Consider the following 22,246-nt stretch of genomic DNA (forward strand, 5'->3'; position numbering starts at 1 on the left):
GGTCTCCCTCAGTTGCCGGCATTGGACTTGCGGTCGCGCCGCATGTCGTGGAACACGATGGGCGTGGCCTTCTTCTTGCCGAACAGGCTGGCCTCGGACTCGCCGCCGGAGCAGCCGTTACCGAAGCTGAAGCCGCAGCTGGCCTTGTCCTCGAAGGCGTTCTCCACCATTTCCTTGTGGCTGGACGGAATCACGAAGCGGTCCTCGTAATTGGCGATGGCCATCACCTGGTACATTTCCTCCACCTGGGTCGCGCTCAGATGGGTGCCGGCCAGCGTGGCGGCGTCGCTGACCTTCTCCACGCTCTTCTTGCGCATGTAGCGGCGCATCGCCACCATGGTCTCCAGCGCCTTGAGCACCGGCTCTTCCTGGCCGGCTGTCAGCAGGTTGGCCAGGTAACGGATCGGTATCCGCAGGCTCTTCACGTCGGGGATGATGCCGCCCTCGCCTATCAGGCCGTTTTCCATCGCGCTCTGGATAGGCGACAGCGGGGGGATGTACCACACCATAGGCAGGGTCCGGTATTCCGGATGCAGCGGGAAAGCCACCTTCCACTCCATCGCCATCTTGTACACCGGAGAGCGCTTCGCGGCGTCCAGCCAGCTTTGCGGGATGCCCTGCTTCAGCGCCTCGGCCGCGATGGCCGGGTCGTTCGGATCCAGGAACAGGTCGAGCTGAGACTGGTACAGGTCCTGCGTATCCTCCACCGCCGCCGCCTGTTCGATCTGGTCGGCGTCATACAGCAGCACGCCCAGGTAGCGGATGCGACCGACACAGGTTTCCGAGCACACGGTGGGTTGGCCGGATTCGATGCGGGGGTAGCAGAAGATGCACTTCTCGGCCTTGCCTGACGTCCAGTTGTAATAGATCTTCTTGTACGGGCAGCCGGACACGCACATCCGCCAGCCGCGGCACTTGTCCTGGTCGATCAGCACGATGCCGTCGTCTTCGCGCTTGTAGATGGAGCCGGACGGACAGGACGCGACGCAGGCCGGGTTCAGACAGTGCTCGCACAGCCGCGGCAGATACATCATGAAGGTGTTCTCGAAGGCCGAGTACATCTCCTTCTGGATGCCTTCGAACAAGGCGTCCTTGGCGCGCTTGGAGAATTCGCCGCCCAGGTCGTCCTCCCAGTTCGGCCCCCACTCGATCTTGTCCATCTTCTTGCCGGTCAGCACCGACACCGGACGCGCGGTCGGCGGCGTCTGCATCTTCGGCGCGTTCTGCAGATGCTCGTAGTCGTAGGTGAACGGCTCGTAGTAGTCGTCGATGGCCGGCAGATTGGGATTGGCGAAGAGATTGGCCAGAATCTTCAACTTGCCACCCTGGCGCGGCTCCAGCTTGCCGTCGGCGCGGCGTTTCCAGCCGCCCTGCCACTTGTCCTGGTTTTCCCAGTCCTTGGGGTAGCCGATGCCGGGCTTGGTCTCCACATTGTTGAACCAGGCGTACTCGATGCCGTCGCGGCTGGTCCACACGTTCTTGCAGGTGACCGAACAGGTGTGGCAGCCGATGCACTTGTCCAGATTCAGCACCATGCCGATTTGCGCGCGTATCTTCATTGCTTCTCTCCCGCGGACTGAGCCGTCTCGTCCATCCAGTCGACTTTGTCCATCTTGCGCACCACGACGAACTCGTCGCGGTTGGCGCCCACCGTGCCGTAGTAGTTGAAGCCCCAGGACAGCTGGGCGTAGCCGCCTATCATGTGGGTGGGCTTGGTCACCGCGCGGGTCACCGAGTTGTGGATGCCGCCGCGCTTGCCGGACACCTCGGCGCCCGGCACGTTCACGATCTTCTCCTGGGCGTGGTACATCAGCGTCATGCCTTCCGGCACCCGCTGCGACACCACCGCGCGGGCGGTCAGCGTGCCGTTGACGTTGAACACCTCGATCCAGTCGTTGTCGGCGATGCCGGCCTTCTTGGCATCGGTCTCGGACAGCCAGACGTGGGGGCCGCCGCGGCTCAGCGTCAGCATGCGCAGATTGTCGGAATAAGTGCTGTGTATGCCCCATTTCTGGTGCGGGGTGATGAAGTTGAGCACCAGCTCGCGGTTGCCGTTGCCGTGCTTGCCCAGCACCGCCTGCGTGGTCTTCAGATCGACCGCCGGCTTATACACACATAATCCCTCGCCGAAGGCCCGCATCCACTGATGGTCCTGGTAGAACTGCTGGCGGCCGGTCAGCGTGCGCCACGGGATCAACTCGTGGACATTGGTGTAACCGGCGTTGTAGCTGACTTCCTCGCTCTCCAGGCCGGACCAGGTCGGCGAGGAAATGATCTTGCGCGGCTGCGCCTGCACGTCGCGGAAACGGATGCTGTCGTGCTCGCGCGGACGGGCAAGGTGTGTATGGTCGCGGCCGGTCACCTTGGACAGCGCGTCCCAGGCTTTCACCGCCACATGGCCGTTGGTTTCCGGCGCCAGCGTCAGAATCATCTCCGCGGCGTCGATGGCGGTCTCCAACTTGGGCTGGCCCTTGCCGGCGCCGGACTGGGCCACCTGGTTCAGGCCGCGCAGGATGTCCACCTCGTGCGCCGTCTTCCAGCCTATGCCCTTGCCGCCGTTGCCGGCTTTTTCCAGCAGCGGGCCGATGGTGGTGAACTTGTCGTAGATCGCGCCGTAGTCGCGCTCCACCACCGTCATCGCCGGCATGGTCTTGCCCGGCACCGGCTCGCACTCGCCCTTCTTCCAGTCCTTGGGATCGAAAGGCTGGCCCAGCTCCTGCGGGCTGTCGTGCATCAGCGGGGTCAGCACCAGGTCCTTTTGCACGCCCAGGTAGTCCTTGCCGATCTCGGACAGGCTCTTGGCGAAGCCCTTGTAGATTTCCCAGTCGCTCCTGGCCTGCCACAAGGGCTGCACCGCCTCGGACAAGGGGTGGATGAAGGGGTGCATGTCGGAGGTGTTGAGGTCGTCCTTCTCGTACCAGGTGGCGGTGGGCAACACGATGTCGCCGTACAGGCAGGTGGTGGACATGCGGAAGTCCAGCACCACCATCAGGTCCAGCTTGCCCTCCGCCGCCGGACGCACGGTGATCTCGGACGGCTTGATGCAGTCGTCTTCCGAACCCAGCACCGCGTTCTGGGTGCCCAGCAGATACTTGAGGAAGTACTCGTGGCCCTTGCCCGAGCTGCCCAGGATGTTGGAGCGCCAGACGAACATGTTTCGCGGGAAGTTCCGCGGGTTGTCCGGGTCGTTGCAGGCCATGTCCAGCCGGCCGCTCTTCAGGCCCTGCACGGTGTAGTCCACCGGGTCCTGCCCCGCCTCGGCGGCGGCGCGGACAACGTCCAGCGGATTGGCGGACAGCTGCGGCGCGGACGGCAGCCAGCCCATGCGCTCGGCCTTGGCGTTGTAATCGATCAGCGCCATGTCGCCCATCTTGCCGTCGGCGGTCGGGCACAGGATTTCGCCGACGCCCAGCTTTTCATGCCGCCACTGGCTGGTGTGGGCGTAGAAGAAGCTGGTGCCGTTCATCTGCCGCGACGTTGCCGCCGCCGAGGCCGCGGTCCAGGCCGTAGTTGGCGGCCATCAGGTCGAACACCGTGGCCACCAGCGCCTCGCCGCCGTCGGCGAGCTTGATCTTCTTCACCGGAACGTTGCGGGTCAGCAGCTCGTCGTGCTCGGCGCCGAAATACGGGAAGCCGACGCCGACCACCTCGTCGCGATCTTCGATCAGCGACAAGCGCCCCGACACCTCGCGCGCGCCCTCGGCCTTCTGCTCCAGATTCCACTTGCCGGTCTGGCCCTCGGCCTGGCCCCAGCGGAAGCCGATCGATCCATTGGGCGCGACGATGTCGCCGCTGGCCTCGTCGATCAGCAGGGTTTTCCAGTCCGGGTTGTTGTCTTCGCCGAGCTGGCCGTCGAGGTGCGAGGCGCGCAGGAAGTAGTCCGGCAGCCAGCGCTCGCCGTCGCGGCGCAGCGTCACCAGCATCGGCATGTCGGTGTAGCGGCGGATGTAGTCGGTGAAATAGGCGGACGGCTGGTCGAGATGGAATTCCTTGAAGATCACGTGACCCATCGCCATCGCCAGCGCGGCGTCGGTGCCCTGTTTGGGCGCCAGCCAGATATCGCCGAACTTGGCCATTTCGCCGAAGTCGGACGACACCGCCACCGTCTTGGTGCCCTTGTAGCGCACCTCGGTGTAGAAGTGGGCGTCCGGAGTGCGGGTCATCGGCACGTTGGAGCCCCACACCATCAGGTAGCTGGAGTTGTACCAATCGGCGGATTCGGCCACGTCGGTCTGCTCGCCCCAAGTCTGCGGGCTGGCCGGCGGCAGGTCGCAATACCAGTCGTAGAACGACAGCGGCACGCCGCCGATCAGGCTGAGGTAGCGGCTGCCGGCGGCGTAGGACACCATGGACATCGCCGGAATCGGCGAGAAGCCGACCACGCGGTCCGGGCCGAATTTCTTGATGGTGAAGGCGTTGGCGGCCGCGACGATCTCGTTGGCCTCGTCCCAGCTGGCGCGGACGAAACCGCCCTGGCCCCGCGCGGACTTGTATTGCCTGGCGAGCTCCGGCGTCTGGCTGATCTTCTCCCAGGCCTCGACCGGACCCAGGCTCTTGCGGGCGTCGCGCCACAGCCTGGCCAGCTCGCCGCGCAGCATCGGGTATTTGACGCGCTGGGCGGAGTACACATACCAGCTGTATGACGCGCCGCGCGGACAGCCGCGCGGCTCGTGGTTGGGCAGATCGGGCCGGGTGCGGGGGTAGTCGGTCTGCTGGGTTTCCCAGGTGATCAGGCCGTTCTTCACATACACCTTCCAGCTGCAGGAGCCGGTGCAGTTCACGCCGTGGGTGGAGCGGACGATCTTGTCGTGCTGCCAGCGCTGGCGGTATGCGTCCTCCCAGCCGCGGTCCTCGTTCACCACCGCGCCGTGGCCGTCGGCGAAGGTGCTCTTCACCTTGCCCAGGAAATTCAGTCTGTCGAGAAAATGGCTCATCTTGCCTCCATGCACGCCGGGAACCCAGCCCCGCGTCGCCGCCGTCCGGCAACCGATACTGGTTGCGATAATCCTTAGCCTACAGTCCGCCCCCTCGCTGCCCAATCGGCCAGTAGGGGTGAGCGGCACAGGCATAGGAAGGGGTCCGGCTAAGCCTTAAGGAGTAGTCCGGGATAGAACGAAAGCCGGACAGGAAAAAAGCGCCCGCGGGCGCTTTTCATTCCGTCCAACCGTAGGGTGCAATACCCAGCTAGCACGCTCTGCCGGGCATTGCGCCGGCCAATCAGCAACGCACTTCCGCCTTCTTGCGGGCGTAGTACCAGCCGTTGATCGCCAGACAACTCAGGTAGAAGGCGATGAACACGTACAGCGCCGCCTCCACGCCGCCGGTCATCGCAATCGAGGTGCCGTAGCTCTTCGGGATGAAGAAACCGCCGTAGGCGCCGATCGCGCTGGTGAAGCCCAGCACCGCCGCCGCCTCGCGGGTGGCGTCCTGCGTCGCCTGCCGCTGCGCCGCCTCGCCCGGAGCCGCCATGCGCTGGTGCAGCGTCAGGAAGATGGCCGGCACCTGCATGAAGGTGGAACCGTTGCCGATGCCGGTCAGCGCGAACAGGCACAGGAACATAGCGAAGAAGCCGGCGAAGCTGCCGCCGTGCCCGCCGTGCGGCAGGAAGAAGATCACGCCGAGCACGCCCAGCACCATCAGCGAGAATGCTGCCTGCGTCACCTTGGCGCCGCCCATCCTGTCAGCCAGCCAGCCGCCCAGCGGGCGTGTCAGCGCGCCGACCAAGGGGCCGACGAAGGCATAGCGGGTGGGGTCGATTTCCGGGAACTGGCCTTTCACCAGCAGCGGAAAGCCGGCGGAGAAACCGATGAAAGAGCCGAAAGTCCCGACGTAGAGCCAGCACATCAGCCAGTTATGCTTGCGGGTGAAGATCACCGCCTGCTCGGAGAACGAGGACTTGGCCGAGGCCAGGTCGTTCATGCCGAACCAGGCCGCCAGCGTGGACAGGATGATGAACGGCACCCAGACGAAACCGGCGTTCTGCAGCCACATCTGTTTGGCTGCCGCGCCCTTCACCCAGTGCTGCGGATCGCCGCCCAACTGGCCGAACAGGCCCATGGTGATGACGATGGGAACGACGAACTGAACGATGGACACGCCCAGATTGCCGAGACCGGCGTTCAGGCCCAGCGCCGTGCCCTTCTCCGCCTTCGGGAAGAAGAAGCTGATATTGGCCATGCTGGAGCTGAAATTGCCGCCGCCGAAGCCGCACAGCAGCGCCAGCACCACCATGGTCACATAGCTGGTGTCCGGATTCTGCACCGCGAAACCGATGCCGACGGCCGGAATCAGCAGACTGGCGGTGGAGATCGCCGTCCACTTGCGGCCGCCGAACACCGGCACCATGAAGGAGTAGAAGATGCGCAGCGTCGCGCCGGACAAGGCCGGCAGCGCCGCCAGCCAGAACAACTGGTTCTGGCTGTAGCCGAAGCCGATATTCGGCATATTGAGCACGGCCACGCTCCACACCTGCCAGATCGCGAAGGCCAGCGTCAGCGCCGGGATCGAGATCCACAGATTGCGCCGCGCCACCGAGCGGCCCTGCTGCCGCCAGAACGGAGCCGATTCCGGCTCCCAGTGTTTGATCAGATAAGTCATCGATGTCTCCCGCGCCGCGTTCAGCCGCGCGCCTTGGTCAAGGGGATGGAATCGGCGGATCCTGCCGCCGGCTTGAAGGAAAAGTGCATCCACACCAGGCTGACGCACACGGTGCCGTACAGCAGCATGAAGGCGCTGGAACGTATGCCGGTCAGGTCCAGCAGCACGCCGAACAGCACGGGCAGCAGGAAGCCACCCAGGCCGCCGGACAGGCCCACCACGCCGGACACCGCGCCGATGGAATCGGGGAATTCGTCGGCGACGAACTTGAACACCGAGGCCTTGCCTATCGCCATCGCCACGCCGACGACGAACAAGAGGCCGGTGAACAGATAGACGTTCAGACCGATATGCAGGCTCATCGGCCCGTTCGCGGTGGCGACGCGCATCTCGGTCTGCGGATAGGACAACAGGAAGAAGGCCACCCAGCACACCCACATCACCGCCCAGGTGACCGCGCGGGGACCGAAGCGGTCGGACAGATAGCCTCCGGCCGCGCGCAACACCCCGCCCGGCAAGGAGAAGCAGGCCGCCAGCAGCGCCGCGTGCTTCAAATCCAGCCCGTATTCGCCGACGTAGTACTTGGTCATCCACAGCGCCAGCGCCACATAGCCGCCGAACACCACCGAGTAGTACTGGCAGTAGCGCAGCACCGCCGGGTGCTTCATCAGCGCCAGCTGCTGGCGCAGCGTCACCGTGGACGGCGCCTTGTGCGCCGGATCGCTGAACGAGAACAGCCAGAACAGGACGGCGGCGGCCAGCATGATCAGCGCATAGGCGGTGGGCACGCTCTGCCAGCCCCAGGCGACGATCAGGGCCGGAGCCACCAGCTTGGTCAGCGCCGATCCGGCGTTGCCGGCGCCGAAAATGCCCATGGCCAGCCCCTGCTGTTCCTGGCGGAACCAGCGCGCCACATAGGGCGTGCCGACCGAGAACGAGCCGCCGGCCAGGCCGACGAAAAGCCCGGCCAGCAGGAACTGCCAGTAGGCGTCGGCGAACTGCATCAGGAAGATGGGGATCACGCAGCCGAGCATCAGCGCGAACATCACCGGCCGGCCGCCGTAGCGGTCGGTCCAGATGCCCAGCGGCACGCGGATCAGCGAACCGGTCAGCACCGGCGTCGCCGCCAGGATGCCGAACTCGGTTTCGTTGAGGCCCAGCTGCTGCTTGATCGGGATGCCCAGCACCGCGAACATCATCCAGACCATGAAGCAGACGGTGAAGGCCAGCGTGCTGCTCGCGAGCACGCTATAGCGTTGGAATGCGGGAGAACTCATGGCGCCATACCGATAAAGTGGTCATGGCTGCCACGATAAGCGGCTGCGGCGCGCGCCGGAATTGATCCGTCGCAGGACTATCCGCCGGCAGAATGACGAGCCCGTCTAGCTCTTACGGCCGGGACCGGCTACTTCCAATGGCGGAGGCTCAGCCGGCGCGCCACCATTCCGGATGCTGGATCAGCGGCGCGGCGATGTCGGCGGCCAGGCCGTCGAGCAGCGTCTGCAAGCCGGCCACCAGCGCGCCGGGCTCGCTGGACGCCACCGGCTGGCTTCGGCTGAACGCGCCGCGGGCCAGTATCCTGCCGTCGACCGCGCTCTGCAGCTGCCACGCCGCCTCCAGCGCCGCGCCCTGTCCCGGCCGCAGGCTGAGGCTGCGCACATCGACGGCGACGCGCAGCTCTCCGCCGTCCATGCCCGGCTGCGGGTAGGCGTAGACGCTGGCCACGCCGCTGGCGCGCGCGACGCCCAGGCTGAGCCGCTGCGCCATCAGCCGGTCCAGCGGCGCGCTCCAGCGATCAAACTCCTGCAGTTTCAACTGGCCGCCGCCGATGTCCAGCACCAGCTGCGGCCGCTCCAGCGCCGCCGGCAGGCTGATCGGCCCAAGCAGCACGCGCTTGCCGAACTGCGCCGGCGCCGGCGCTGCCGCCGTCGCATCCAGACCGTAGAAGCGGGACTGCGGCGACGCGCAGCCCGTCAGCGCGGCCGCCAGCGACACGGCCGCTATCAAGTGTCTGATCATCATGGCTGCGCCTCCTTGCCGCGCACCAGCGCCTCCGGGTGGCGGTCCAGATAATCGGCCAGCGCGCGGAAGCTGCGCGCGGTTTCCTTCACCTCCTGCGCGGCGGAACGCACATCCTGCTGCAGCGGCGAGTCGGCCCGCATCGTCTGCTGGGTGGTTTCCAGCGTCCGCTGCAGCTGCTCCAGCGTCTTCAGCATCTGCGGCAGCGCGTCGCCGTTCAGGCCGTCTGACAGTTTCTTCACGCTGTCCAGCGTCTGATGCAGCGACTTCAGCGAGGCGTCGGCCTCCTTGCCTATGCTGTCGAACGGCACCGCGTCCAGCTTCTTGGCGATCCGTTGCAGCACGCGCTGCAGCTCCTCCAGATCGCCCGGTATCGTCGGCAGCTCGGGCACGCCGCCCTTGACCACCAGCTTGGCCGGCGGCGCATCGCGGAAGAAGTCCAGCGCCACGTAGAGCTGGCCGGTGATCAGGTTGCCGGAACGCAGCTGGGCGCGCATGCCGTTGGCCACCAGCGTCTGCGGCGACAGCTTGCCTGAGATGCGGCCGCCCCGCGACAGGCTGTCCAGCCGGCTGGGATAGGTGCGGATGTCCACCGTCATGTCGAAATCCTTGCGTTCCGGCACGTATTCGACGCCGATGGCGCCGACCTCGCCGATGACGATGCCGCGGAAGTCCACCGGCGCGCCGACGGCCAGGCCGCGCAGCGACTGGCGGAAGCGCAGCCGGAATGCCTGCATCTCGCGGTCCGGATTCTGCAGCGCCTTGTCCCGGCTGTCGTGCAGGATGAAGTTTCGGTCCGACAGCGGGATGCCGGCATTGTCGGCCAGCGGCGTCTCGAAGGCGATGCCGCCCAGCGCGATCGCCGCCAGCGACTGCGTGCTGATGTTGAGTCCGCTGGCGCCCAGCGACACGTCTACGCCGCTGGCGTGCCAGAAGCGGCTGTTGGCGGACACGAAACGGTCGTAGGGCGCGTTGATGAAGATGCTGACGCGGACGAAGCCGCCTTTCGGGTCGAGCTCGTAGCCGACCACCTGCCCGACCGGCACCCGGCGGAAATACACCGGCGAACCGGTGTTCAGCGAACCCAGGTTATCGGCGCGCAGGAAGAAGGTCTGCCCCGGCAGGTCGGCGTTGATGATGGGCGGCGTCTCCAGGCCGACGAAATCGGTCTTGCGCGCCTCGCTCTTGCCTATGTCCATGCCGATGTAGGAGCCCGACAGCACCGTGCCCAGGCCGGACACGCCGCCGCCGGACACCCGCGGCCTGACCACCCAGAAGCGGCTGTCGGCGACCAGATAGTTGTCCGCCTCCTTGCTCAGCTGGGCCGTGGCGATGATGGCGTGCCGGTCCGGGCTGAGCTTGACCGAAGTCACCTCGCCGATTTCCACGTCCTTGTACTTGATCCGGGTCTTGCCGGCTTCTATGCCCTCGGCGTTCTGGAAGGAGATGGTGACGGTGGGCCCGCGCGACAACACGGCGTGCACCGCGAGCCAGCCGCCTATCAGCGCCGCCACCGCCGGAATCAGCCAGACCAGCGACGGCGCCCAGCGGTGGCGGCGCACCGGCACCGCCTGCGGCAGCTCGTCCTGTTCCGGCTTTTGTCGATTGTCACTACTCATCGTGTACCTCTACGGGGTCCCAGATCATCCTGGGATCGAAACTCATCGCGGCCAGCATCGTCAACACCACCACCGCGCCGAAAGCCACCGCCCCCGGTCCGGCCTTGATGCTGGCCAACGATTGCCATTGCACCAGCGCCACCATCAGCGCCACCACGAAAATGTCCAGCATAGACCACGGGCCGATCACCTCTATCATCCGGTACAGCCGCGTGCGCTGGCGCGGCGCCCAGCTCCAGCGCCACTGCACGCTGCATAGCAGCAAGAGCAGCGCCAGTATCTTCAACAGCGGCACCAGCACGCTGGCGGTGAACACCACCAGCGCCAGCGGCCAGGAATCGTTGTTCCACAAATAGACCACGCCGCTCATGATGGTGTCGCGCTGAACGCCTGTCAGCGCGGTGGTTTCCATGATGGGGAGCAGATTGGCCGGCAGGTAGCTGATCATCGCGGCCAGCAGCAGCGCCCAGCAGCGCTGCAGCGCCGCCGGCCGCCGCAGATGCAGCGGAGCGGCGCAACGCGGACAGACGCCTGCCTCGCGCGGCGACAGCCGCACCAGCAGCCCGCAGCCATGGCACAGGCAGAGATTGCGCGAGGCCGCGCTGTTCAAGGGGTAGCGCGGCATGCCTGATAACGCTCCCACAGTTCATGCGGCCGGAACCGGCTGGCGCTGGCCGCCATCAGCACGATCAGGCCGAAAAACGCCCACAGGCCGATGCCCGGTTCCACGCTGGCCAGATGGACCAGCTTGACCAGCGAAACCAGCACGCCCAACAGGAAGACCTCCACCATGCACCATGGCCGCGCCAGGCCGCGCACGCGCATCATCGCCGGGAAACCGGGCAGCGCGCGGCCCAGCAACAACGGCAGCTGCAGATACAGCATGCTGGCCAGCTCCAGCGCCGGCATCACGATGCCGGTGAACAGCACCAGCAAGGCCACTTCCGGCATGCCCTGCCCATAGAGCGCCAGCCCGGTCTGCCACAGCGTGGCGGAATTGCGGTTGCCGGCGATCTCCAGCGTCAGCACCGGATAGGCATTGGCGAGCGCGAACATCACCGCGCCGGCCGCCAGCAGCGCCACGCCGGCCTGCGGGCCGCTGTCCGAACACTCATACAGCTGGGCGCCGCAGCGCGGGCAGCTCACGCGCACGCGCCCGGCCTGCGCGCCGGGCAGGCGCAGCAACAGGTCGCAATCGTGGCAGGCCGTCAGCCCCCCTTGCCGGCTCACACCGTCCATTTGCGCTTGCGCTCCGCGGTGAAGCTCCACCAGCTTCGGGCCTCGCCTGTGTCTGCGTAATGGCAGACAGACATCAGCACGTCGAGCACGCAGGGATCGTGGCGCTCGCCGGTGGCGTCGCACAGCTGCAGATAGAGCTGGAGGGGATCGCGGCCGCGCAGATCGGCGGGACAGCTCAAGCCGAGCAGCCGCAAGTCGGCCGCGGCGCGGGGGCCGACATTGGGCAACTGCAGCAAATCGGTGGCGGCGTCCGGCGGCGGACAGCGGGATGGGTGCATGAAAGGCGGCCGTGGCGTAGTCATTCAGGCTATATGATAAAGGAGCGGCCGCCGCAGTTCAAAGCGGCCGCTCCCAGCCTGTCCGCTCAGCCTAGCAGGATGTCCCAGCCCAGCTTGCAGATCAGCACGCTGGTCAGCAGCAGGAACAGCACGCGGACGAAGCCGGCGCCCTTCTTCATCGCGACGCGGGTGCCGACCATGGCGCCGGCCATATTGGCGACCGCCATCGGCAAGGCATAGGCCAGCAGCACGTGACCGCCCAGCGAGAACGACAGCAGCGCGGCCACATTGGTGGTCAGATTGACCACCTTGGCCGCCGCCGACGCGTGCAGGAAGTCGAAGGCGAAGAAGCGGATGAACAGAAACATCAGGAAGCTGCCGGTGCCGGGACCGAACAGGCCGTCGTAGAAGCCGATCGCGCAGCCTATCGCCAGGCCGACGGCCATTTCGCGGCGTCCTATCTCCACCGGCTTGTGCAGCTTGCCGAAATCCTTCTTCCACAAGGTGTAGGCGGCCATGATCACCAGCAGCGCCAATACCGTCGGCCGGATCACGTCCTTCGGGATCAGCGACACCACCTGGGCGCCGACGAAGGAGAACACGAAGGCCGCCACCGCCGTCGGCAGCACCAGCCGCCACGGCAGGCGCACCCGGCGCAGATAGGAACGCGCGGCCGACAGCGTGCCGACGGCCGACGCCAGCTTGTTGGTACCGAAGACGGTGGCGGGCGCCACATTCGGCAAGGCGCTGAACAGGCCGGGGATCTGGATCAGGCCGCCGCCGCCGACGGCGGCGTCGACCAGGCCGGCAAAGAAAGCGATCACGCACAGGAAACTCAAACTCAACAACATCGTCATTTCTCCTTCCTGGCGCATTGTACGTTCTGGCTGGAACGATTGCTTGCAATGTAATATTGCATTATTTGCAATGCTGGAGTCGTCATGAAGCCGCTATGGGGGATACGGGTGTTCTGCGCGGTGGTGGAACAGAAAAGCTTCGTCGCCGCCGCCCGCCTGCTGGGCACCTCGCCGAGCAGCGCCACCCGCGCCTTGCAGGCGCTGGAGGAGGAGCTGGGGACGATGCTGCTGGCCCGTTCCAGCAAACAGGTGGAGCTGACGATGGCCGGCGAGGCCTATTATCCGGCCGCCCGTCAGATGCTGGACCTGCAGCGGCAGGCCGAGGAGGAGCTGAGCCAGCAGGCCGGCGCGCCGCGCGGCCTGCTGCGCTTCTCGGCGCCTGAAACGCTTGGCCGCCGCCTGTTGCCCGAGTTGCTGGCGCGGTTGGCCGACGACAATCCCGGCCTGCGCTTCGAAGTGCTGTACAGCGACTCGATACTGGAGCCGATACGCGAGAAACTGGATTTCGCGATACGCGGCGCCTTCCCGGCCTCCAGCGAGCTGATAGGCCTGCCGCTGTGGGACTACCGCCGCCACCTGTACGCCAGCCCGGCCTATGTCGCCCGCCACGGCGCGCCGGCCCACCCGCGCGAGCTGCCGCAGCACCGGGTGGTGATACATACGGCGCCTCGGGTACTGAAGGCGTGGAACTTCGTCGCAGGCGGCGAAACCGTCAGCCTGAACCTCGGCGCCTGGCACCGCAGCAACTCCGGCAACGGCGTGCTGGAAGCGATGCTGGCCGGCATGGGCGTGGGCCGGCTCGGCGACTGGCTGGCCGAGCCGCTAGTCGCACGGGGGGAGCTGGTGCGGCTTTGCCCGGACTACCGCATCGTCTCCAGCCACGGCGACGATCCGCAGATGCACGCGGTGTTCGCCGGCCGCGCGATACCGCGCAAGGCCAGGCTGCTGCTGGACGCGCTGCGCCAGGAAGCCGGCTCGCGCGGCTTCGGCCGCTATCCGTCGCGCTGAAAGCAAAAAGCCCCGCATGGCGGGGCTTGGCATCCGGACCGGCCGGATCAGTTGGCGTCGTTCAGCGACTGCTTGCCGGCGCTGACCGGGTACTTCTCTCGCAGCGCCTTCAGATAGCCGGTCAGCTGCGCGTTGGCGCTGATCTCGCCGAGCAGGCCGCCCAGCTGCGCGCGGTCGGCGTCGCTGACCGCCGGCGCCGGGATCACCTTGTTGACGCGATAGACCGCGTACTCGCCGGTATCGTGGCGCACGCCGGCGAAACCGGGCAGCTTGCCGGCGGGCACGGCGAACACGGCGCGCACATCGGCGGCCGGCATGCCGGCGGCGGCGCGGCGGGAAACGGTCGCGGAAGCGCCCCAATGCTGCGCGTCCACACCCTTGCCGGCCTTCAGCTCGGCCAACAGCGCCTGGCCCTTCTTCTCGGCCAGCTTCGCGCCTTCCCGGGCGATCAGCTCGCTCTTGATCTGCTCGCGCACCTCGGCGATGGCCTGCTGGTGCTCCGGCTGGTGCTCGGCGACGCGCGCCACCACCAGACGGCCGCCGCCGACGTCGACCGGCTCGCTATTGTGCTTCTTCTTCAGCACATCGTCGCCGAATGCCGCGGCCAGCAGCTTGGCATTGCCCAGCACCTCGTCCTGCGACGGCTGGTTGCGCTGGATCCAGCCGGAATGCTTGACCTCAAGCTTCAGCGCGTCGACAACGCCCTTCAGCGAATCGGCCTGCTGGTAGGACACCTCGTTCAGCTTGTCGGCCTGTTCGCGGAACAGCGCCGCGGACTTCTGCTTCTGCAGCTTGTCGACGATGGCGGACTTCAGTTCGGCGAAATCCTGCGCCTTGATCTCGTCCAGGCGGATGATGTGGAAGCCGTACTCGGTCTCGACCAGGTCGCTGATCTGGCCCGGCTTCATCTTGAACACCGCGTCGTCGAACGGCTTGACCATCACGCCGCGGGCGTTGAAGCCCAGGTCGCCGCCCTTCTCCGCCGAGCCCGGATCCTGAGACTTGGCCTTGGCCAGCTCGGCGAAGCTGGCCGGATTGGCACGGACGTCCTTCAGGATGGCCTCGGCCTCGGCCTTGATCTTGGCCTTCTGCTCCGGCTTGGCGCCCTTCGGCACCGTCAGCAGGATGTGGGAGGCGCGGCGCTGCTCGCCGGCCAGATCGCCCTTGTGCTGCTCGTAGTACTTCTGCGCGTCGGCATCGCTGATCTTGATGCCCTGGGCCAGCGCGTCCTGCGACAGCACCACGTAGTCCAGCTTGATCTGCTCCGGCGTGACGAAACGCTTGGCGTTGGCGTCGTAATAGGCCTTGACCGCGGCATCGTCGGTCTTGACCTCGGCGGCGAAGTCGGACGGCTTCAGCAGCAGCGTCTGCAGCTCGCGGCCCTCGCCCATCAGCGCGGCGACACGGCTGACCACGGTGTTGGAGACGAACTGGGTGCCGGCGACGCCGGTCAGCTGGCTCTGCACCAACAGGTCGCGGCTGACCTCGGCCTCGAAGGCCTCTGCAGACGGATAGCGGTTGTTCAGGAATTCGCGATACCGCTCCTGGCTGAACTTGCCGTCCTGCTGGAACAGCGGAATCGCGGAGATGAATTTGTGCAGCTGGGCCGGGCTGATCACGGCGCCGTGGGCGCGGGCGTCGGCCAGCAGCAGTTCGCGCCGGATCATGTTTTCCAGCATGGACTGGCGGGTGGCCGGATCGCTGGGCTGCCCTTCCAGCGCGCGATCGAGGTCGCGCTTGTAGATCTTGGAATCGCCCACCTTGACCAGATAGGGATCGTCGCTGGCGCTGGTATAGCTGCTGACGCCGAAGCCGACGAAGGTCAGGGCCACGGCGCCCAGGATCACTTGGATAACGGTTTTGTTGTTCTGGACAAACTCGAACATGACGATTGGCTAAAGCCACCCCTGTAAAAAAAAAGGTGAACGCGTTGAACCGGTTCACCTTCTCTCGTGTATTTGGCGGAGTGGACGGGGCTCGAACCCGCGACCCCCGGCGTGACAGGCCGGTATTCTGACCAACTGAACTACCACTCCGTACCGTGGTGGGCGTTGACGGAGTCGAACCGCCGACATTCTGCTTGTAAGGCAGACGCTCTACCAACTGAGCTAAACGCCCCTCTGCCTTGCCGGCCCGACCGAAATCAGGCTCCGACAAGGCCGCCGATTATAGCGCGTCTTTCAGTGCCTTGCCAGCACGGAACTTCGGAGAACGTGCCGCCGGGATCTTGATGGTGGCGCCGGTCTTCGGGTTGCGGCCGCTGCGCTCGGCGCGCTCGCCCACATAGAAGGTGCCGAAACCCACCAGAGTCACGGTATCGCCTTTTTTCAGGGCATCGGTAACGGCAGCAACCATGCCGTCCAGTGCCTTGGCGGCAGCAGCCTTGGAGATGTCGGCTTCAGCCGCGATGGCGTCAATCAGTTCAGACTTGTTCACGTAAGTCCCCTTTCGTCGTTCTCGGTCTACGTAATTCGGATAAAAACGCTTGCTTTATAGCAAGGCGGAAATCCTTGTGTCAAGCGGCTTCCACGGGTGTTTTGCTAATTTGCAAGCACGATTGGAAGCCGCGAAAACACAAGATATTCACAGCTTCGGTAAGGCCATGATTCTTAATGCTTCAAAACCGACACGCCACTGCCCGCGTCCTGCGACGGCGGAATATCGCCAGACTGTTCTTCTTGCGACAATTCCTCCGGTTGGCGCTCCAGCGCCAGCGCCAGCACCTCGTCAATCCACTTGACGGGGTGGATTTCAAGCTTCTGCTTGATGTTGGCCGGGATCTCCGTCAGGTCCTTTTCGTTCCCTTTGGGGATCAGCACATGGCGGATACCGCCCCGATGCGCAGCCAGCAATTTCTCTTTCAGCCCGCCGATCGGCAGCACCTCGCCGCGCAGCGTGATCTCGCCGGTCATCGCCACGTCGGCACGCACCGGGATGCCGGTCAGCACCGACACGATGGCCGTGGTCATCGCGATACCGGCGCTGGGGCCGTCCTTCGGCGTCGCGCCCTCCGGCACGTGGATGTGCATGTCGCTCTTCTCGTAGAAGTCCGGCTTGACGCCTAGGCTTCTCGCCCTGCTGCGAACCACGCTCATCGCCGCCGTGATCGATTCCTGCATCACTTCGCCGAGCTGGCCGGTGCGAACGATATTGCCCTTGCCCGGCAACGATACCGCCTCTATCGTCAGCAACTCGCCGCCGACCTCGGTCCACGCCAGACCGGTGACCTGGCCGATGCGGTTCTCTTCCTCGGCCAGGCCGTAGTCGAAGCGCCGCACGCCCAGATACTTGTCCAGATTCTTGGCCGATACCGTCACCTTGCCCGTCTTGGCCGGCTTTAGCAAGGCGCCGGTCACCACCTTGCGGCAGATCTTGGCCACTTCGCGGTCCAGGCTGCGCACGCCGGCCTCGCGGGTGTAGTAGCGGACGATGTCGCGTATCGCCGATTCCTGCACCACCAGCTCGCCGTCGCGGACGCCGTTGGCCTCCATCTGCTTCGGCAGCAGGTACTTCAGCGCGATATTGACCTTTTCGTCCTCGGTATAGCCGGAAAGACGAATGATTTCCATCCGGTCGAGCAAGGCCGGCGGAATATTCAGCGAATTGGCGGTCGCGACGAACATCACGTCGGACAGGTCGTACTCGACTTCGGCGTAATGGTCGATGAAGGCGTGGTTCTGCTCCGGATCCAGCACCTCCAGCAGCGCGGACGACGGGTCGCCGCGGAAATCGGCGCCCATCTTGTCGACCTCGTCCAGCAGGAACAGCGGATTCTTGACGCCGACCTTGGACATGTTCTGCAGCACCTTGCCCGGCATCGAGCCGATATAGGTGCGACGGTGGCCGCGGATCTCGGATTCGTCGCGCACGCCGCCCAGCGCCATCCGCACGAACTTGCGGTTGGTCGCGCGGGCCAGGGACTGGCCCAGCGAGGTCTTGCCGACGCCCGGAGGACCGACCAGGCACAGTATCGGCGCCTTCAGGCGATCGACGCGCTGCTGGACCGCCAGATACTCCAGAATGCGTTCCTTGACCTTCTCCAGGCCGAAGTGATCCTCGTCCAGCACGGCCTCGGCGGCGGCCACGTCCTTGCTGATCTTGGTCTTCTTCTTCCACGGCAGCTCGAGCAGGATGTCGATGTAGTTGCGCACGACGGTGGCCTCGGCCGACATCGGCGACATCATCCGCAGCTTCTTCAGCTCGGACTGCGCCTTCTCGCGCCCTTCCTTGCTCATGCCGGCGACCTTGATGCGGCGCTCCAGCTCGTCGAGATCGCTGGCCTCGTCCATCTCGCCCAGCTCTTTCTGGATGGCCTTGACCTGCTCGTTCAGGTAGTACTCGCGCTGGCTCTTCTCCATCTGGCGCTTGACGCGGCCGCGGATGCGCTTTTCCACCTGCAGGATGTCGATCTCGCCCTCCAGCTGAGACATCAGGTGCTCGAGACGGGTGGCCACGTCGAACATCTCCAGCACTTCCTGCTTCTGCTCGAGCTTCAGCGGCAGGTGGGCGATGATGCTGTCGGCCATGCGGCCGGCGCGGTCTATGCCGGCCAGCGAGTTCAGCACCTCGGGCGGGATCTTCTTGTTCAGCTTGACGTACTGCTCGAACTGGGCGAGCAGCGCGCGCCGCATCGCCTCGGTCTCGTTGGACTCCTCCAGCTCGCTGGACAGCGGCGCGAATTCGGCGACGAAGCAGCCGTCCTCCTCGCCGACCTCGTTGATGGTGGCGCGCTGGCGGCCCTCGACCAGCACCTTGACGGTGCCGTCGGGCAGCTTGAGCATCTGCAGCACCGTCGCGATGGTGCCGACGCCGTACAGATCCTCTGCGGACGGCTCGTCCTTGGAGGCCGAACGCTGCGCCACCAGCAGGATCTGCTTGCCTTCGTCCATCGCCAGTTCCAGCGCACGGATCGATTTGGCCCGCCCGACGAACAGCGGGATGACCATGTGCGGGAAGACCACCACATCGCGCAGCGGCAACAGCGGCAGCGTGGTCTCTTCTCTGATTTCTGCGGGTTGCGGCATATCACCTAACCTTAGCTTGGGGAAACAATGCTTGGAAAATGGGGTGCAAGGCCAGAATATCAACACCCCATACTAAAACAGATTACATCGGTGACAAATAAAAAACCGCCCTGCCGGGCGGTTCAGACATTCAGGCCAGGCCGTCAGGCGGATTGTGCCACACCGCCTTCTTCACGGTAGATGAAAAGCGGCTTGTCGCCCTTCTCGATCACTTTCTCGTCGACGACGACCTTTTCCACGTCCTGCATCGACGGCAGCTCGTACATGGTGTCGAGCAGCGCGCGCTCCAGGATGGACCGCAGGCCGCGGGCGCCGGTCTTGCGGGCCAGCGCCTGCTTGGCGATGACGCGCAGCGCCGACGGACGCACCTCCAGGTCCACCGACTCCAGCGAGAACAGCTTCTGGTACTGCTTGATCAGCGCGTTCTTCGGCTGGGTCAGGATGGAGACCAACGCCTCCTCGTCCAGCTCCTCCAGCGTCGCGACCACCGGCAGGCGGCCGATCAGCTCGGGGATCAGGCCGAAGCGGATGATGTCCTGCGGCTCCACTTCCTGGAACAGCTTGGTCAGGCTCTTGCCGTCGTCCTTCGAGGAGACTTCGGCGCCGAAGCCGATGCCGCCCTTCTCGGAACGCTGGCGGACGATCTTGTCCAGGCCGTCGAAGGCGCCGCCGCAAATGAACAGGATGTTGGTGGTGTCCACCTGGATGAATTCCTGGTTCGGATGCTTGCGACCGCCCTGCGGCGGCACCGAGGCGACCGTGCCCTCGATCAGCTTCAGCAGCGCCTGCTGCACGCCCTCGCCCGACACGTCGCGGGTGATGGACGGGTTTTCCGACTTGCGCGAGATCTTGTCGATCTCGTCGATGTAGACGATGCCGCGCTGGGCCTTGTCCACATCGTAGTCGCACTTCTGCAGCAGTTTCTGGATGATGTGCTCGACATCCTCGCCGACGTAGCCCGCCTCGGTCAGCGTGGTGGCGTCGGCGATGACGAAGGGCACATCCAGCAGGCGCGCCAGCGACTGGGCCAGCAAGGTCTTGCCGGAGCCGGTCGGGCCGATCAGGAGGATGTTGCTCTTGGCCAGCTCGACGTCGTCCTTGCCGCCCTTGTTGTACAAGCGCTTGTAGTGGTTGTACACCGCCACCGACAGGGTCTTCTTCGCGAAGTCCTGGCCGATGATGTACTGGTCCAGATCCGCCCGGATCTCCTGCGGCGTCGGCAGCGGATGCTCGGCGGACGCGCTGCCCACCACTTCACTGCCGCTGCCCTTTTCCAGCTCCTCGCGGATGATGTCGTTGCACAGCTCGACGCATTCATTGCAAATGAACACCTGCGGGCCGGCGATCAAGCGCTGCACCTCGTGCTGGCTCTTTCCGCAGAAAGAGCAATAGAGAAGCTTCTCGTTGCTGTTTTTGTCAGCCATTAGCCTGTTCCACTACTTAGGCCGTCACATCCCGGCGGGAAGACAGCACTTTGTCGATCATGCCGTACGCGCGAGCCTCTTCCGCCGACATGAAGTTGTCACGCTCGGTGTCGGACTGCACGCGCTCCAGCGTCTGGCCGGAGTGCTTGGCCAGCAGCTCGTTCATCTTGGCCTTCACCTTGACCAGCTCGCGGGCATGGATCTCGATGTCGGTCACCTGGCCGGACAGACCGCCGCCGTACAGCAGCGGCTGGTGAATCATCACCCGGCTGTTCTCCAGCGCGAAACGCTTGCCGTGGGTGCCCGCCGCCAGCAGGAAGGCGCCCATGCTGGCCGCCTGCCCGATGCACAGCGTGGAAACGTCCGGCTTGATGAAGTTCATCGTATCGTAGATCGACATGCCGGCGGTGATGGAACCGCCCGGCGAGTTGATATAGAAATGGATGTCCTTGTCCGGATTCTCCGACTCCAGGAACAGCATCTGCGCCACAACCAGGTTGGCCGATTCGTCGGTGACGGGGCCGACCAGGAAGACGATGCGCTCCTTCAGCAGGCGAGAGTAGATGTCATAGGCGCGCTCGCCCCGACCGCTCTGTTCCACCACCATGGGCACCAGGCCCAGTCCTTGCGGTTCCATCATAGATTTCATCGGCCACTCCGAAAGTTGTTATCAGGCTTGGCTGCCCATCAGTTCGTCGAAGGACAGCTCCTTGGCTACTACATTGGCCTGGGACAGCACAAATTCAACCACATTATCTTCCAGGACCATCGAGGTCGGGCCTTCCAGGCGGTCGGCGCTCTCGTAGTACCAGGCCAGCACGTCTTCCGGCTGCTCGTAGCTGTCGGCGAATTCGGCGATCATCGCGCGAACCTGCTCCGGCTTGGCTTCCAGCTTGTTGGCCTCGACGATCTCGGACAGGATCAGACCCAGCTTCACGCGGCGTTCGGCCTGGGCGGTGAACAGTTCCGGCGGGAAGGGCATGTCCTTGACGTTCATGCCGCGCTGTTGCATGTCGCGGCGGGCCTGCTCGACCAGACGGCCGACTTCCAGGCCGATCAGCGCCTTGGGCAGCTCCAGCTCGGTGGCGTCGATCAGCGCCTGCATCACGTTTTCCTTGATGCGGGCCTGCAGGCGGCGCTTCACTTCGCGCTCGACGTTCTTGCGGATTTCGCCGCGCATCTTTTCCACGTCGCCTTCGGCGATGCCCAGCATCTTCGCGAACTCTTCGTTCACTTCCGGCAGCGTCGCTTCGGCCACGTTCTTCACCAGGATCTCGAACACGGCCTTCTTGCCGGCTACGTCCTTGCCATGGTAGTCCTCGGGGAAGTTCACTTCCACGCTCTTGATGTCGCCTTCCTTGGCGCCGACGATGCCGGCTTCGAACTCGGCCAGCATCTGGCCCTGGCCCAGCACGAACGGGAAGTTCTCGGACGAGCCGCCGTCGAAGGCCACGCCGTCGATGGTGCCCTTGAAGTCGATGATCACGCGGTCGCCTTCGGCGGCTTCGCGCTCAACGCGGTTGTAGCGGGTGCGCTGCTTGCGCAGGATGTCGATGGTCTTCTCGATTTCGGCGTCGCCGACCGTGGTGTTCGGCTTTTCGATTTCCTTGCCGGCCAGCTCGCCGACCTTCACTTCCGGGTAGACTTCGAAAGTGGCGGCGAACTTGAAGTTTTCCTTGTCGTCGCCGGCGGCCACCGGCTCGAAGCTCGGGTAGCCCGCCACGCGCAGCTTCTGCTCGCTCACGGCCTTGTAGAAGCCTTGCTGAACCTGTTCACCCATCACTTCTTCACGCACCTGGGCGCCGTAGTTCATTTCCACGATCTTCAGCGGAGCCTTGCCCGGGCGGAAACCTTGGATCTTGGCGCCACGGGCCACGCGCTTCAGGCGCTCGGCGATTTGCGCGTCGATGCCGGCCATCGGCAGGGCGATATTGATGCGGCGCTCAAGATTGCTCAGAGTTTCCAGCTGTACTTGCATGTTAAATCCTTCGAATGTGACAGGTTGTAGTCATCTGGGACGGTACGACGCCTCGCTCGCCGGGACCCGGCACATGCCGAATCCCGCGCGCCAGGCGCTGCGCGGAGTTACACCGCGCACCCAACGAAACGCACAGTATATCACGCGGTCCGCGCTTGTCTGCACCTGGCGGCGACGGGCTGAGCGCCGCGCCAGGCCTGGCG

At 65.1% G+C, this 22,246-nt stretch carries 16 protein-coding genes, 2 tRNA genes and 1 pseudogene; 1 reads left to right on the forward strand and 18 read right to left on the reverse strand.

The annotated features are described in order from the left end of the window. Nucleotides 1–8: 8 nt before the first annotated feature. The 10 genes and pseudogenes from narH to WNM05_RS12905 form a co-directional block, all read right to left on the reverse strand. Nucleotides 9–1,559, reverse strand: coding sequence for a nitrate reductase subunit beta (gene narH / locus WNM05_RS12860; RefSeq protein ID WP_434627183.1), 1,551 nt, complete (start codon nt 1,557–1,559; stop codon nt 9–11). After that, nucleotides 1,556–4,934 (reverse strand): annotated as a pseudogene (locus tag WNM05_RS12865) (nitrate reductase subunit alpha). Before WNM05_RS12865 ends, narH begins: the two are co-directional and overlap by 4 nt. A gap of 283 nt (nt 4,935–5,217) precedes the next feature. Then, nucleotides 5,218–6,597, reverse strand: a complete 1,380-nt coding sequence (locus tag WNM05_RS12870) for a NarK family nitrate/nitrite MFS transporter (protein WP_434627184.1) — start codon at nt 6,595–6,597, stop codon at nt 5,218–5,220. Between the two features lie 20 nt (nt 6,598–6,617). Continuing rightward, on the reverse strand, nt 6,618–7,874 hold the full coding sequence (locus WNM05_RS12875; protein ID WP_434627186.1) for an MFS transporter: 1,257 nt from the start codon (nt 7,872–7,874) through the stop codon (nt 6,618–6,620). Nucleotides 7,875–8,022: 148 nt separating this feature from the next. Continuing rightward, nucleotides 8,023–8,619 carry a PqiC family protein gene (locus WNM05_RS12880; protein WP_434627187.1) on the reverse strand — a complete coding sequence of 199 codons (597 nt, stop codon included), beginning with the start codon at nt 8,617–8,619 and terminating at the stop codon, nt 8,023–8,025. Beyond that, a complete protein-coding gene (locus WNM05_RS12885) occupies nt 8,616–10,235 on the reverse strand; it encodes an intermembrane transport protein PqiB (RefSeq protein ID WP_434627188.1) in 1,620 nt (539 codons plus the stop codon). Before WNM05_RS12885 ends, WNM05_RS12880 begins: the two co-directional genes overlap by 4 nt. Next, entirely contained in the window at nt 10,228–10,860 is a 633-nt protein-coding gene (locus WNM05_RS12890) for a paraquat-inducible protein A (protein ID WP_434627190.1), read from the reverse strand. Before WNM05_RS12890 ends, WNM05_RS12885 begins: the two co-directional genes overlap by 8 nt. Then, complete coding sequence (locus WNM05_RS12895) at nt 10,842–11,474, reverse strand: paraquat-inducible protein A (protein ID WP_434627192.1); 633 nt, start codon at nt 11,472–11,474, stop codon at nt 10,842–10,844. Before WNM05_RS12895 ends, WNM05_RS12890 begins: the two co-directional genes overlap by 19 nt. Further along, nucleotides 11,462–11,752 carry a helix-hairpin-helix domain-containing protein gene (locus WNM05_RS12900; RefSeq protein ID WP_434627194.1) on the reverse strand — a complete coding sequence of 97 codons (291 nt, stop codon included), beginning with the start codon at nt 11,750–11,752 and terminating at the stop codon, nt 11,462–11,464. The genes WNM05_RS12895 and WNM05_RS12900 overlap by 13 nt, the downstream gene beginning before the upstream one ends. An 86-nt stretch (nt 11,753–11,838) precedes the next feature. Next, nucleotides 11,839–12,603, reverse strand: coding sequence for a sulfite exporter TauE/SafE family protein (locus WNM05_RS12905; RefSeq protein WP_434627195.1), 765 nt, complete (start codon nt 12,601–12,603; stop codon nt 11,839–11,841). 90 nt (nt 12,604–12,693) lie between these two features. On the opposite strand from WNM05_RS12905, the gene WNM05_RS12910 reads away from it, so the two are divergent. Beyond that, entirely contained in the window at nt 12,694–13,617 is a 924-nt protein-coding gene (locus WNM05_RS12910) for a LysR substrate-binding domain-containing protein (protein ID WP_434627197.1), read from the forward strand. A gap of 47 nt (nt 13,618–13,664) precedes the next feature. On the opposite strand, the gene WNM05_RS12915 is transcribed toward WNM05_RS12910, so the two are convergent. The 8 genes from WNM05_RS12915 to tig all read right to left on the reverse strand — a co-directional run bounded on the left by WNM05_RS12915 (nt 13,665) and on the right by tig (nt 22,043). Beyond that, a complete protein-coding gene (locus WNM05_RS12915; protein WP_434627198.1) occupies nt 13,665–15,503 on the reverse strand; it encodes a SurA N-terminal domain-containing protein in 1,839 nt (612 codons plus the stop codon). 73 nt (nt 15,504–15,576) lie between these two features. Then, nucleotides 15,577–15,653: transfer RNA gene (locus WNM05_RS12920), tRNA-Asp, on the reverse strand. Between the two features lie 6 nt (nt 15,654–15,659). Continuing rightward, nucleotides 15,660–15,735, reverse strand: a tRNA-Val gene (locus tag WNM05_RS12925). Between the two features lie 48 nt (nt 15,736–15,783). After that, nucleotides 15,784–16,053, reverse strand: a complete 270-nt coding sequence (locus tag WNM05_RS12930; RefSeq protein ID WP_019101406.1) for an HU family DNA-binding protein — start codon at nt 16,051–16,053, stop codon at nt 15,784–15,786. A 173-nt stretch (nt 16,054–16,226) separates the two neighbouring features. Then, nucleotides 16,227–18,641: an endopeptidase La gene (gene lon, locus WNM05_RS12935; protein WP_434627200.1), complete on the reverse strand. Its 2,415-nt coding sequence runs from the start codon at nt 18,639–18,641 to the stop codon at nt 16,227–16,229. Between the two features lie 143 nt (nt 18,642–18,784). Further along, nucleotides 18,785–20,065, reverse strand: coding sequence for an ATP-dependent Clp protease ATP-binding subunit ClpX (clpX, locus tag WNM05_RS12940; protein ID WP_434627202.1), 1,281 nt, complete (start codon nt 20,063–20,065; stop codon nt 18,785–18,787). A 16-nt stretch (nt 20,066–20,081) separates the two neighbouring features. Then, nucleotides 20,082–20,714 carry an ATP-dependent Clp endopeptidase proteolytic subunit ClpP gene (gene clpP / locus WNM05_RS12945; protein WP_011136105.1) on the reverse strand — a complete coding sequence of 211 codons (633 nt, stop codon included), beginning with the start codon at nt 20,712–20,714 and terminating at the stop codon, nt 20,082–20,084. Between the two features lie 21 nt (nt 20,715–20,735). Next, nucleotides 20,736–22,043, reverse strand: a complete 1,308-nt coding sequence (gene tig / locus WNM05_RS12950) for a trigger factor (RefSeq protein WP_434627204.1) — start codon at nt 22,041–22,043, stop codon at nt 20,736–20,738. Nucleotides 22,044–22,246 lie beyond the last annotated feature (203 nt).

Source organism: Chromobacterium sp. CV08 (assembly GCF_051129845.1).
Classification (GTDB): Bacteria; Pseudomonadota; Gammaproteobacteria; order Burkholderiales; family Chromobacteriaceae; genus Chromobacterium.

Bases quoted from the DNA above. Each gene is read 5' to 3' on its own strand.
- narH (WP_434627183.1), bottom strand. From the start codon at position 1,559: ATGAAGATACGCGCGCAAATCGGCATGGTGCTGAATCTGGACAAGTGC.
- WNM05_RS12870 (WP_434627184.1), bottom strand. From the start codon at position 6,597: ATGACTTATCTGATCAAACACTGGGAGCCGGAATCGGCTCCGTTCTGG.
- WNM05_RS12875 (WP_434627186.1), bottom strand. From the start codon at position 7,874: ATGAGTTCTCCCGCATTCCAACGCTATAGCGTGCTCGCGAGCAGCACG.
- WNM05_RS12880 (WP_434627187.1), bottom strand. From the start codon at position 8,619: ATGATGATCAGACACTTGATAGCGGCCGTGTCGCTGGCGGCCGCGCTG.
- WNM05_RS12885 (WP_434627188.1), bottom strand. From the start codon at position 10,235: ATGAGTAGTGACAATCGACAAAAGCCGGAACAGGACGAGCTGCCGCAG.
- WNM05_RS12890 (WP_434627190.1), bottom strand. From the start codon at position 10,860: ATGCCGCGCTACCCCTTGAACAGCGCGGCCTCGCGCAATCTCTGCCTG.
- WNM05_RS12895 (WP_434627192.1), bottom strand. From the start codon at position 11,474: ATGGACGGTGTGAGCCGGCAAGGGGGGCTGACGGCCTGCCACGATTGC.
- WNM05_RS12900 (WP_434627194.1), bottom strand. From the start codon at position 11,752: ATGCACCCATCCCGCTGTCCGCCGCCGGACGCCGCCACCGATTTGCTG.
- WNM05_RS12905 (WP_434627195.1), bottom strand. From the start codon at position 12,603: ATGTTGTTGAGTTTGAGTTTCCTGTGCGTGATCGCTTTCTTTGCCGGC.
- WNM05_RS12910 (WP_434627197.1), top strand. From the start codon at position 12,694: ATGAAGCCGCTATGGGGGATACGGGTGTTCTGCGCGGTGGTGGAACAG.
- WNM05_RS12915 (WP_434627198.1), bottom strand. From the start codon at position 15,503: ATGTTCGAGTTTGTCCAGAACAACAAAACCGTTATCCAAGTGATCCTG.
- lon (WP_434627200.1), bottom strand. From the start codon at position 18,641: ATGCCGCAACCCGCAGAAATCAGAGAAGAGACCACGCTGCCGCTGTTG.
- clpX (WP_434627202.1), bottom strand. From the start codon at position 20,065: ATGGCTGACAAAAACAGCAACGAGAAGCTTCTCTATTGCTCTTTCTGC.
- clpP (WP_011136105.1), bottom strand. From the start codon at position 20,714: ATGAAATCTATGATGGAACCGCAAGGACTGGGCCTGGTGCCCATGGTG.
- tig (WP_434627204.1), bottom strand. From the start codon at position 22,043: ATGCAAGTACAGCTGGAAACTCTGAGCAATCTTGAGCGCCGCATCAAT.